This window comes from Bacteroides propionicigenes (assembly GCF_018390535.1).
Lineage (GTDB): Bacteria > Bacteroidota > Bacteroidia > Bacteroidales > Bacteroidaceae > Bacteroides > Bacteroides propionicigenes.
Genome location: NZ_JAHBBW010000002.1, coordinates 470,267 through 481,412 on the forward strand (window position 1 = coordinate 470,267; position 11,146 = coordinate 481,412).

General features: G+C 53.4%; 13 protein-coding genes. 10 read left to right on the plus strand and 3 right to left on the minus strand.

Annotation, left to right across the window (positions count from 1 at the left end; translation table 11 throughout):
* Positions 1-2 precede the first annotated feature (2 nt).
* The 3 genes from KG118_RS04895 to KG118_RS04905 are packed head-to-tail and all read right to left on the minus strand — an operon-like array spanning position 3 to position 1,969.
* Positions 3-1,136, minus strand: coding sequence for a phage antirepressor KilAC domain-containing protein (locus tag KG118_RS04895; RefSeq protein ID WP_004303966.1), 1,134 nt, complete (start codon positions 1,134-1,136; stop codon positions 3-5).
* Positions 1,123-1,461, minus strand: coding sequence for a hypothetical protein (locus KG118_RS04900; RefSeq protein ID WP_004303967.1), 339 nt, complete (start codon positions 1,459-1,461; stop codon positions 1,123-1,125). The genes KG118_RS04895 and KG118_RS04900 overlap by 14 nt, the downstream gene beginning before the upstream one ends.
* 10 nt (positions 1,462-1,471) lie before the next feature.
* Positions 1,472-1,969, minus strand: a complete 498-nt coding sequence (locus KG118_RS04905; RefSeq protein WP_004303968.1) for a hypothetical protein — start codon at positions 1,967-1,969, stop codon at positions 1,472-1,474.
* A gap of 243 nt (positions 1,970-2,212) precedes the next feature.
* Here KG118_RS04905 and KG118_RS04910 point away from each other — a divergent pair, with 243 nt between their 5' ends.
* The 10 genes from KG118_RS04910 (at position 2,213) to KG118_RS04955 (ending at position 11,085) form a co-directional block, all read left to right on the plus strand.
* Positions 2,213-3,535, plus strand: coding sequence for a phage portal protein family protein (locus KG118_RS04910; protein ID WP_008142945.1), 1,323 nt, complete (start codon positions 2,213-2,215; stop codon positions 3,533-3,535).
* A gap of 224 nt (positions 3,536-3,759) precedes the next feature.
* Positions 3,760-4,395 (plus strand): phage minor head protein, encoded by a 636-nt coding sequence (locus tag KG118_RS04915; protein WP_008142943.1) that lies wholly within the window; start codon positions 3,760-3,762, stop codon positions 4,393-4,395.
* Entirely contained in the window at positions 4,376-4,954 is a 579-nt protein-coding gene (locus KG118_RS04920; RefSeq protein WP_008860784.1) for a hypothetical protein, read from the plus strand. Before KG118_RS04915 ends, KG118_RS04920 begins: the two co-directional genes overlap by 20 nt.
* The gene (locus KG118_RS04925; protein WP_004293608.1) at positions 4,951-5,655 is read left to right on the plus strand and encodes a hypothetical protein; all 705 of its coding nucleotides are present in this window, start codon (positions 4,951-4,953) and stop codon (positions 5,653-5,655) included. Before KG118_RS04920 ends, KG118_RS04925 begins: the two co-directional genes overlap by 4 nt.
* A gap of 283 nt (positions 5,656-5,938) precedes the next feature.
* Positions 5,939-7,177: a Clp protease ClpP gene (locus KG118_RS04930; RefSeq protein WP_004293607.1), complete on the plus strand. Its 1,239-nt coding sequence runs from the start codon at positions 5,939-5,941 to the stop codon at positions 7,175-7,177.
* A 126-nt stretch (positions 7,178-7,303) separates the two neighbouring features.
* The gene (locus KG118_RS04935) at positions 7,304-8,353 is read left to right on the plus strand and encodes a hypothetical protein (RefSeq protein WP_004293606.1); all 1,050 of its coding nucleotides are present in this window, start codon (positions 7,304-7,306) and stop codon (positions 8,351-8,353) included.
* Positions 8,354-8,428: 75 nt separating this feature from the next.
* Complete coding sequence (locus tag KG118_RS04940) at positions 8,429-8,776, plus strand: hypothetical protein (protein ID WP_004293605.1); 348 nt, start codon at positions 8,429-8,431, stop codon at positions 8,774-8,776.
* Positions 8,776-10,128, plus strand: coding sequence for a DUF2586 family protein (locus KG118_RS04945; protein WP_004303973.1), 1,353 nt, complete (start codon positions 8,776-8,778; stop codon positions 10,126-10,128). Before KG118_RS04940 ends, KG118_RS04945 begins: the two co-directional genes overlap by 1 nt.
* A 3-nt stretch (positions 10,129-10,131) precedes the next feature.
* On the plus strand, positions 10,132-10,587 hold the full coding sequence (locus KG118_RS04950) for a hypothetical protein (RefSeq protein WP_004293603.1): 456 nt from the start codon (positions 10,132-10,134) through the stop codon (positions 10,585-10,587).
* 6 nt (positions 10,588-10,593) lie between these two features.
* On the plus strand, positions 10,594-11,085 hold the full coding sequence (locus KG118_RS04955; RefSeq protein WP_004293602.1) for a DNA N-6-adenine-methyltransferase: 492 nt from the start codon (positions 10,594-10,596) through the stop codon (positions 11,083-11,085).
* Positions 11,086-11,146 lie beyond the last annotated feature (61 nt).

Sequence of the window (11,146 nt, forward strand, 5' to 3'; positions counted from 1 at the left end):
CGCTATGCACCCGGTGGGCAGTATTCAGGGTTCCTCTTGCGCCACAGTTCTATGATACACTCCCGTCCGGCCTGTGTCCATCGTTTGGTGGATCCGAAAGTATATACCTTGCCCCGGCTGTTCTCCCACGTGTAAGGCACATCGCATTGCCAGGCCCGGCAGGAAGGAAAGACCACCCATTGCCGCTTCTCGTACTTGCAGATGCCCTCTTCGGCAAGGAACTGGTGCAACTGTCGCGGCGATATGCCGAGTTCGTCAGCGATGCGCGTGCTCTTGAACCAGTCCCTGTTCTCGATAAACTCCTCGTAGAATACGATTTTCGGCAGGGATTCACTCACCACCTTCCGCAGTTCCAGAATCAGTCTCGTCGCCGATTCCATATCCTGCGGCATGGGACAATCCATACAGGGCAGACCGGGTGCCGCCACCCTGGGGCGTTCGCGTACGATTGTCTTCCCTCGTTTCACGGAGAGTTTGCCGATAGCCTCGCCCAACCATTCCGCCAAAGACAGGTCAGGGGCGATCCATCTGGCCAACGGTATGACAAGCGGTGATTCCAACCAGGTCGCACCGTGCCCCCGCCCCCGTGTGGTGAAGACTTGCGACTCGTATTTCCCGGTATGTCCGTTGCCGGCCATTTCCCTGCGGAGCATATCCGTGGAAGCGATGCGTAGCCATTCAGACGGGATTTTCCCGAAGTGCATCGTGATCTGCGTGGCGTTGACCATCAGCTTGTCGCCGACACGCCGGAACGTGACGGGGAACCCTTCCTCGAAGTGCATGACGATGTCGTCCTGCGGGACGGCGTGCAGCTCCCCGGCTTCCAGTTCCAGAAGCTTGTTGCCCCACACTTCCAATTCATCAAGCAGGTCACGGGGTATAATAGTCTCCTTGCGTACCAGTTGTAAAAGCCGGCGCATATCGATGGGACGGAAACCCCACTGTTCCCTGCCGTTTTTCCGGAAACTGATTTTCAATGCCGTCGGGCAAACACGGGCGATGGCGCCGTTTTCAAGCAGTTCGTCCCGCTTGAGTATATCGCATATATCCACGGCGCAGATATGGAGCTGGCCGTTATGGTTCCGGGAAACCCTTATGTTCCAGTCCCGGAACGGAACATTCCTATTTTCCCTCATAGGTATTTCCTCCTTTCTTTTGGTTATCAGACTTACGTTTGTTTTCAAGCAAGGCTCTCTTATGTGCCATCTTGCGCACCGGATAGTACGTGCGTTTCTCGCCGCAAAGGGCGTCATAATCTTTCAGCATCAGTGTGCCGAGGTCGGCCAGCTCGATTTCCACATCCGGATGCAGATGCCTGAAATAGAGTCCGCCGCTGCATACATACTTGCCCGTGCAACAGAATGAGATAGCCTGCAAGTTGCCTTTTGTCAATTCCGCCGCGCTGTGCAGCGAGCGCGTGACCGCTACAAGAACCTGTGCCCCGTTGAAGATGAGCACCATCTTGGGTCGTTTAAATGTGCTGCGTCTCATGTTGTTCTAAAATTTGCGTTAATTCCTCCTTTGTAAATCTAAGACCGGCAGCCTGTACCAGCCAAGTGTCTGAAACCGTAAATCCACCGGACAGCAGTTCGTCCACGCGCTCCAGAAGGTAGACACCGAACGCGGGATCGATGTAAACGACAAATAATAGAGCCAGACATTCATCAATTAACAGGTGTCCCGACGCCTCGTCACGGATGATCATCTTTTCCCTGTCTATTCCGTAGGCGTCTGCCAACGCCGTTGCCCAGTGATGGAAAGCGACACGGAAATCACGGACATTATGCCGGCGTGCATCTCCTTTGGCCTGGATGAAGCGTGTCGCGTCGAAATAGACCGGTCCGTCTTCCCGTAACGTTCCGAAAAGCAGATCGGGGAACTCCCTGTACCGGATTATCCGGCAGGGAATCTTTTCTTCTTTCATGTTCTCTTTTTCATTGTTCTTGGATTTGTATCTAACGTGGTGCAAAGATATATCTTTTTAATATGAAATACACTATAAATATATACATAAATTACACTTTTAATAAATTGTTAATCACTGATAATAAGATATTTACAACATAAATAAAACCGAAATATCTATATATTTAAGTTGTATATTTCGGTTTGTAAATCAAGCATTAAGAGTCCCGTTCTCCATATATTCTTTTAGCCGTAAAAACCTCTCTTGAGGATTGTCTCTACTCTTTGAACAAGAAACAAAAAAATTATGGCTACATCGGACAAATCATTTAACGGGGAACTCTTGGAGAGTATTTTTAAGACCTCCAAAAAGACAATTCAGGAGTATGTCCGCGAAATCGAGCGCAACAACCGCTACCGTTCATGCCGTCAGGATACCGGCTCGGGATATATTCTCGATGACCGCGCCCGGCTCATTGACCTGTATGAAGCCTGCCTGCAACAGGACGCTCATATACGTTCCGTTGTCGAGACACTGGAAAGCCAGATTCTCGGCGACCGCTATATGCTTGCCCGTGTAAACGAAAAGGGAAAATACATCAAGGACGTGGCGAACTCCCTGAAGATACAGGGTTCGCAGTTCGACAAGATAATCAAGGGCATAGTGGAATCCAAGCTCTACGGGTACACCCTGCTTGAAATCATGCCGCATACTGACCCCAGAACGGGCAGGCTGGCGGAAGTCAACATCATCGAACGGCGTAATGTGTTGCCGGACCAGAAAACGGTACTGAAGCGGCAGGGACTGTGGGAGCCGCATTGGGATTTACATGACCCGGCATATTACCGTTGTTATGTACTGGTAAACTCCGGCGACTTGGGACTTTTTTCCGCCACGACCCCTTTGATACTGGCCAAGAAATTCACGGTGGCCAACTATGTGAACTTTTCCCATACTTACGGACAGCCGATTATCCACGGAAAGACGGTCAGCGAGAGCAACGCCGACCGCAAGAGGCTGGCTAACGAGATAGCCAACGCGGCACAGAACAAGGTGGTGGTTACCGGCATTGAGGACGAGGTCGATATCAAGACATTCACCATGTCCAACTCGGAAAAGATATATACCGGGCTTATCGAGTTTGTGAACAAGGAAGTTGCCAACCTCGTGCTCGGCTCCGAGTCGATGGCCGGAGGGATGCAGTCGTACGTGGGTTCCACGAAAGCACACCAGGACATTTTCCGCGACCGTATCGAAGTCTACCGTCGGTATATCGAAAACGTCATGAACGAGGAGATAATCCCCCGCCTGGTGGCTATCGGGTATATCCCCGGAGGATTGGAGTTCCGGTATTCGAACCGGATAGAGATGAGCAACGAGGACCGCATCAAGCTCTATTCGCTGATCACGGACAAATATGAAGTGGCGGCCGATGAGATCGAGAAAGAGTTCGGTATCAATGTGGGCCGGCAGCTCAATGTTATCCCGGGATTAGGTTTCGGAGCCGAAGGCGGCTCATCCGGTCTCAGCCACAACGACCGGGGCATCATGTCGGACGAGGAGTATTTCCGGCGTTACGGACGCCCCCGGGGGGCGAAGGTCGGAAATTTTCTGCGGGGAGCGGAATAGAAGCCCGTCTTCCGCTCCCGGACAACGCTCCGTTCAGGGCTGTCAGGGCATCTGCAACCACGGAATCCGATACGGAAAAGGAGTATCGTGTCATTTTCGATGCATTCCGCAGGCTGATCCTCTATTGGGAGAACAGCGCGGAACGTCTCGACATTATAGAGGACATCATCACCCTGCGTGCCTCTTTCCTCATAGACCGTGCGCTGACAGGTCTGCGAATCGATATGGACCGGGCATTGGAGATACTGAAAAATCACAACTCCTTTACAACAGAGAGGGAACGGCAGCAGCGTGACATCCTGATTGCAGCTATAGACAACCTGGTGGATTTTGCCGCGGCAGAGGAGTATGCCATGCTCGGGGAACTGCCCGAGACAGCGGATGAACAGGACATGGAAGCATACGAAAAGATATGCCGCAGGTATAACCTCGTCCATGCGGAGGAAGAGAACAACCAGGTATTCTTCGCGGCCTCGATGGCCGCATGGTGGATGGCGGTGGATATGGATACCGTGCTTACCTACATGACACAAGGCGATGAACGGGTACGTGCCTGGCATCTTTCATTGGAAGGGATTTCCTTCCGCAAATCCGAGTTTCCTCCGGAGCTGATACCGCCGATCGAATGGGGATGCCGCTGCTTTCTGGTCGCGGAGGGGTTCGCCGCTGTCCGGGCGGCTTTGCCGGATAAGGGAGACTATCTGGAAAAGGTGGATCCGGTCTTCCGGGAGAGCCTGGCAACCGGCGGGCGTATCTTTTCCGATGCGCACCGCTATTTCTCCGTCCCGCTTCCGGGTTACATGAATGATATTGTGAAACGCATTAAAGGAAAGTTCGCCTATGCCCAAGATAACGCTTGATGAGTTTTGCAGCCACTGGGTAAGCAGGACCAGTACGCGCGTCATGGCCAGCCGGCTGGAGTTCAACGTATTCGACTTCGCAACTGCTGCCGGTGACTATACCAGGCAGCAGTTCGTGTCCTCATTCGCTTCGGGGGGATTCAACGGTAGCAAATGGGCGCCTCGTACCTCCAAATGGGGAAAGAGGTTCACCCATCCTCTCATGAACGATACGGGGACTCTGGCCCGGAGCATACAGTCGGAAGCCGGCCGGACAGACATAGTGGGACGGCGTTCGGACCGTACGCGCATCTTCCGGAAAGGCGCCAGGTATTGCATGTGGACTACGGAAAAGAGCTTTCCAGTCAAGGGCAAGCGGGGACGCAGCAAGGAGCGTTACGGGCATTATGCCGCCATACACAATACCGATCCGAAGTTCGGGCTGTACACGGTAAACCAGTATTCCACGCGCCGTCCCGTACACCGGCAGTTCATCGGATTCTCACCGAAGACGGACGACTATATCGCCGCCCATTTCATAGATATGATTTTTAAAGGATTTCCACACCAGCCGTTATGATAAAAGACAAACACCCAGCACCACAGCCCGCACAACCGTCGGCACCGGCGGAGAGCCTGCCTGAAGAAGTTTCCGCGAACCCTTTCGTGGAGATATACCGGGCCGTTAAGCGGGCTGTCCTGACCCTGCGGGAGAATCCGGACGACCCGTTGTCGCCGCCCCTGTTCAAAACCGTCGCTATCGACAACGGCCAGTTCGCCCGCATTGTCCGTGACGATAACACGGAGTATGAGACTGTGTTCCCTGCCGTGTTCATCCACTTTATCAACGTGAGGTACCTGGTACAGCAACAGCGTATCGGTGAGGGACGCGCCACCATGCGCGTGCGGTTTATCCTGAATACGCTCAACAATGCGGACGAAGACAAGGAATGCGAGGCGTTTCTGGTCTTCCAGCGGCTCAATGTAGCCATACAGGATGCCAAGAACCATGAGCCGGCGCTGAGCGAGCGGTGCAACCTGACCTATTTCGACATGCCGCTTTCAACCAATATGTTGCAGGCGTACTGGATAGACTACGAGGTATGGTTCAGGGAATCTTCCGCGTGGAAATACAGGGACTGGGTAAAAAGGTATGTGGTCATGCCCCCGTTCACCCAACACAGCGATGCGCCGCAACATGACAGCGGCGGACACGGCTTCCATCCGCGTCCGGAACATGACGAAGTATCTGGTTTTTCGGATACTGGATCGGAAAATTGAAATCCATGCAGGAGATTTATCCGCACTGCGTATAAACAGACATGAATCAGCAGATAATACAAGACTCATGATACATTTTCTGTACTTGCTGAATTTAGAATGTTCAGCATGCCGGTCTTGATACAAATAGTTGCAACCGGTCTGTAATTTGAACAATCTATTATACTGTAAAGATAATCGCATTTCCATAAATGGATGGATTCTCATATTTCCACTTCCATAAATAGCAGTGCAAAACCTTTTCTTTTTCCACCGCCTACTCTTGTTCAAATAACCCTTGCATATGGATATGAACACACTTCAATATGTCGTCGGAGAGGCGAAGGCAGGCCAGCCGGCTGTTATCCGTTTCTTCGGTCGCGTGACGGAAGAGACGACCTCACGTTTCAATGACGAGTTCGACTTTTTGGAAAATATCATCCGTCCCTCCTGTATCCGCGTGTTGATCAACTCGGAGGGCGGCAGTGTCCTTTACGGCATGTCCACCTATTCCACCATCGCCAATGCCACGGTGGATACGGAATGTATCATCGAAGGGGTCGCGGCATCGATGGCCTCCATCATCTGGGCGGCGGGCAAGCGTTCTCTCATGCGTGATTATGCCATACTGATGATTCATAACCCGATGTTGCCGGACGATGACGGAGGGGAACCGTCGGACATGGTAACGGCTTTTACCAAACAGATCGAGACGATTTACCGGAAACGGTTCGGCCTGAAAGCGGAGCATGTGCGGGCCATCATGGACGGACAGGCAGGAAAGGATGGGACCTATTTCGACGCACAGGCTGCCGTCAAGGCCGGCATCATACCTGCGGAGCATGTCATCCATACCTCGAAGCAGCTTTGCCGTAAAGTGCATGACGAGATAGAAGGATTGACCGATACGGCCGCCATCCAGGAACTGATGAGCCGTGTCAGCGCGGGAAATAAACCTTTCAAAGGCATTGAACCTACTCTTACAGAAACGGAAAACGATATGGCAAACGAAAACAAGACACAAGGCTTTGAGTACGGGGCGATTGCAGCCTCGCTGGGCATGAAGGACGGTGAGGTCAAGGACGTGATGGCACGTATCTCTGAACTGGCCGCGATGGAACCCAAATACAGAGAAATACAGAAATCACTGAGCGACGCGCAGACCGTCATCGCCGGAAAAGACGCCTCCATCCGGAACTTGCAGACAGACCTGGCCGCAGCGACGGCACGCCTTTCCGCCTACGAGCAGAAAGAGAAGGACGAGCAGGCTTCCCGTATCGAGACATTGGTGGAGAATGCCATTGCAGAAGGCAAGATTGACCGTGAGGCGAAAACGCAGTGGGTGGAGATGGCCGGTTCCAACTTCGAGTTGGCGGAAAGCACGCTGGCTTCCATTCCCGCGCGGGAGAAAATCTCGAAGGAAATCGCCGATGACCCTGCCAACATCCAGGCCACGGCGGAAGCGACAAAGACCGCCGAACAGCTGATGGCCGAGAAGGTGGCGGAAGTGGTCGGTGCGGATTTCAAGTTCCGAAAGCTCTGACAGACTATCCGCGGGCGTCCGCCCGATTTTAACTGACATGCCGGAGACCGCAGTGTCTCGCGCGGAAACAGCAGGTATCCGCCAGTCGGCCGAGTTTCATTCTTCAACGGAAAACTTAAAACGACAATGGCTGATACAGTAAACTTTCTTCAAAACGGGTATAGCGGCGAAGTACTTGAGGACTTGCTGACCTATACCGTGCAGGGCAATGATACAGTCCGCGAGGGACTGATTCATATCAAGACGGGCATCCAGCACCGCTATACGCTTCCTGCCATCAAGCTGGGCAACATTATCCAGGACAACGTGCCGACCCCACAACCCATCCACGGAGCCAAGGGCGATGACGGCACGAACGAGTACCAGTTCACCGAACGCCATCTTGAGCCGTCCGATTTTATGGTCTATCTCGAGTTTAACCCGAGGGACTACGAGAAGTACTGGCGTTTCGCGCAGCCGGAAGGCAATCTCGTGTTCCGCGAGCTCGACCCGAAAATCCAGGCGACGATGCTCCGTCTCCTTATGGACAAGAAAAACGAGTATATCGGAAACGCCATCTGGACTTCCGCCCGCGGAGGAGAGACGGTGGCCAAGATTACCGCACCGGAAGGCTGCACGAAAATCGGAGCCAACAAGGAGAAATATTTTGACGGGGTCATCAAACGGATCCTCGACAATGTGAACTCCTCCGATGCCGAGGTGGTTGCCGGAGGGCAGTGCATCATTTCGGGAACGACCGAGCTGACGGACGGGGCCGCGGTGGAGGCGGCGCTCTATGCGATGTGGAGGAAATGTCCGAAGCAGATCCGAAAGAAGACATCTCTGACCTTTGTGGTCGGATGGGACGCCTGGGACGCGTATGACCAATATATCTCGGACAAGCAGGTCAAGTATTCCGAGAATACCGAGGTCAACCGCTATCGCTTCAAGGGCAAGCGCATCGTCCCGGTCGTGGGAATCCCCGAACACACGATGGTGCTCGGCGAGTTCTCCACCGGCATGGACTCCAACCTGTGGATGGGGGTGGATTACGCGAACGACACGGACATCCTGAAAATCGACCGTCTGCAGGCCAACTCCGAGCTGTTCTTTTTCCAGATGCGCATGAAAATGGACGTGAACATCGTCCGCCCGGCGGAGATCGTGGTCCATACCGCCTACAAGAAGAGCGAATAACACACCTTTCTTCATTCTCAATATCCACCCGGGGAGCGGAGGCAAGGCCCCGTTCCCCATTTTCATTCTACTGTTATGGCAAAGAAAATCAACACGGAGGAAACTCCGCAGACAGACAACAATAATATTCCTGCACCGGAGGCTCAGGCGGTGCCCGTTCCGGAAACGGCATCGGAAAACCTCGGGACAGGCGGCGAGACTGAAGACAGGCTGCCGGCCAAGACCGCGGGGAAAGGGAATGCAGGGTCGGAGGAGACGACAGAGCCTCACATCCTGTCCCTGTTGAAAAAGTTCCCGGCATATCCGTCGCTGTACATCGACACGCACGGAGGAACCTATGCGCCGGACACGGCGGCCGCCATCAGGGGCAAGGCCGTACTCTACAGGAATCCTTTCTACAACGAACTTAAAAAGAAATCATAATGGCACTCGGTAATGTATTTATCAAGGATGTGGACGGCAATATTCCTTACGATACCGGCTCGTCGGGCGAGAAGGTGACGGGACTGCTGTTCGACGTGTCCCTCCAGCCGACGCTTTTCACGGAGGGGTATGGTAAAACCAATGAGACCAGGCTCAAGCCTGGCGATGTCTGCTACATCACCTCGTTCAAGTCCGCCGTGAACGACTTCGGTATCATCGAACGTGTGGAGGCAACCGACGAGGAGGAGATGAATGTCAATTTCCTGCACGGCATCCCGGCATACCATATCCGTGAATTTTTCCGCATGTCCGGCAATCCGGGCGGTTCAGGAAAACTCTACGTGATGTTCGCGGACTGTTCGGCGAACTGGGATGCGCTGGAAATCATGCAGCGTGCTGCCGGGGGTATGATCAACCAGATAGGCATATGGACGGAACAGCCGCTGTGGAAAGCGAACGGCGCATCGGAACAATACAACCTCAATCTGGTAAAGGGGCTCAACGACGTGGCCGTGGGGCTTGCGGAGCAGAACCAGCCGCTCTCGCTCATCCTTTCCGCCAATCCTTCCAATACGGGGGCGGATACGACTGAGGGGCGTCAGATTGACCTGAATAAAATACCTTCATGCATCTGTGAATCAAGCCGTATCAGCTGTATATTCGGCCAGGCGCATCACGAAAAGATCTCCACGATGCAGATGTGCAACAGGAACCATACGCCCGTGGGATTTTTGGGAGCGGTTATGGGAGCCATAGCAAAGGCCAACGTGCACGAATCCATCGCATGGGTCAAGCAGTTCAATCTCTTCGCGGACGATTTCCAGGAAATAGAGTTGGGGTTCGGGGACATCAACCTCGACGAGGCAGAGGAGAACTTCCTCAGCCTGAACCGGTACGAGTCACTCTCCCCGTCACTGCTGGACGAACTCGACGATAAGGGGTATATTTTTCCCATCAAGTATGCCGGCCGCGAGAACGGGATCTACATCTCGAAAGACCAGACATGCTCACATGGGGATTTCCGTACCATTGCCCGGAACCGCACCATCAACAAGAGCCGCCGTGCCGTGCGTGCAGCCCTGCTGCCGTATGTGAACTCACCGCTGATGGTCAATCCTTCAACCGGGTTCCTCGCCCCGTCGAAGATTACAGCTTTCAAGACACTCATCGGGGATATACTGGCCAAGATGCAGGCGGCGCAGGAAATTTCAGGATACGCCGTCACTATCGACCCGAACCAGAACGTGTTGGTGGACGACACGCTGCGCATCTCCTATGTCCTTGTCCCGGTGGGCGTGGCCGTGAAGATTTATGTAGAGGAAGGACTGTCATTAACCGCAAATAAGACATAGCATATGGCAATAATCAACAATGTAGCATACTCGTGGTCGATGATAACCCTGTCATCGACCGCCCTGGGAATCGATGAAGGTTCCACGACCCTTGAAGGCGTGTCGGCCATCAAATGGTCGAAGAAGCGCAAGGTCGAAAGTAACTACGGCATGGGAGGACGGCCGGTGTCGAGGGGGTTCGGGAACATTACCTATACGGCGAGCATCACGATGGACTATGCCACGCAACAGCTGTTGCGTTCGGTGTACGGCTCGCTGCTCGAAATCGGCGAGTTCGACCTGATTATCAGCTTTGCCAACCCGATGGCCGGCGAGGACTGGACAACGACGACCGTAACGCTCAAAGGTTGCATCTTCACGGAGGATTGTCTCGAGTCACAGCAGGATGATACCAATATCACCCATGAATTCGATCTCAACCCGTTCGATATCCAAATCGGCTCGGGTGATACAATCTAAGCTGTCATGGATGTAACTTTCGAGGGGAAATCTTCTACCGGAAAGAACGAATGGCTCACGCCTCCCTGCCTGCTTCGGAGGCTGGGGCCGTTCGATTTGGATCCGTGTTCGCCCGTAAACCGCCCATGGGATACGGCGCGACATCACTATACCATTGAGGATGACGGCCTGCAACAACCCTGGTTCGGACGTGTGTTCTGCAATCCTCCCTATGACACTGCACTGATTGTCCGGTTTATCCGCAGGTGTGTCGAACACAGGAATGCCGTCGCGCTCACTTTTGCCCGCACGGACACGCGCCTGTTCCACGAACTGATATTCCCAAACGCCGATTCAATACTCTTTATCAAGGGACGGCTCAGTTTTTACCATGTTACGGGGGAACAGGGTGGTACGGCCGGAGCGCCGTCATGCCTGATCGCCTTCAACAAAGAAAATACCGCGGTTCTGGAAACATGCGGTATCGACGGGAAGTTGGTGAAGCCACGACTTCAATAGTCAACCATAAATTTGTTACATAATAACCCGTCTGTTTGCCGGATATTGACCTTGGCTGACA

Bases quoted from the DNA above. Each gene is read 5' to 3' on its own strand.
- KG118_RS04895 (WP_004303966.1), bottom strand. From the start codon at position 1,136: ATGAGGGAAAATAGGAATGTTCCGTTCCGGGACTGGAACATAAGGGTT.
- KG118_RS04900 (WP_004303967.1), bottom strand. From the start codon at position 1,461: ATGGTGCTCATCTTCAACGGGGCACAGGTTCTTGTAGCGGTCACGCGC.
- KG118_RS04910 (WP_008142945.1), top strand. From the start codon at position 2,213: ATGGCTACATCGGACAAATCATTTAACGGGGAACTCTTGGAGAGTATT.
- KG118_RS04915 (WP_008142943.1), top strand. From the start codon at position 3,760: ATGGACCGGGCATTGGAGATACTGAAAAATCACAACTCCTTTACAACA.
- KG118_RS04920 (WP_008860784.1), top strand. From the start codon at position 4,376: ATGCCCAAGATAACGCTTGATGAGTTTTGCAGCCACTGGGTAAGCAGG.
- KG118_RS04925 (WP_004293608.1), top strand. From the start codon at position 4,951: ATGATAAAAGACAAACACCCAGCACCACAGCCCGCACAACCGTCGGCA.
- KG118_RS04930 (WP_004293607.1), top strand. From the start codon at position 5,939: ATGGATATGAACACACTTCAATATGTCGTCGGAGAGGCGAAGGCAGGC.
- KG118_RS04935 (WP_004293606.1), top strand. From the start codon at position 7,304: ATGGCTGATACAGTAAACTTTCTTCAAAACGGGTATAGCGGCGAAGTA.
- KG118_RS04940 (WP_004293605.1), top strand. From the start codon at position 8,429: ATGGCAAAGAAAATCAACACGGAGGAAACTCCGCAGACAGACAACAAT.
- KG118_RS04945 (WP_004303973.1), top strand. From the start codon at position 8,776: ATGGCACTCGGTAATGTATTTATCAAGGATGTGGACGGCAATATTCCT.
- KG118_RS04950 (WP_004293603.1), top strand. From the start codon at position 10,132: ATGGCAATAATCAACAATGTAGCATACTCGTGGTCGATGATAACCCTG.
- KG118_RS04955 (WP_004293602.1), top strand. From the start codon at position 10,594: ATGGATGTAACTTTCGAGGGGAAATCTTCTACCGGAAAGAACGAATGG.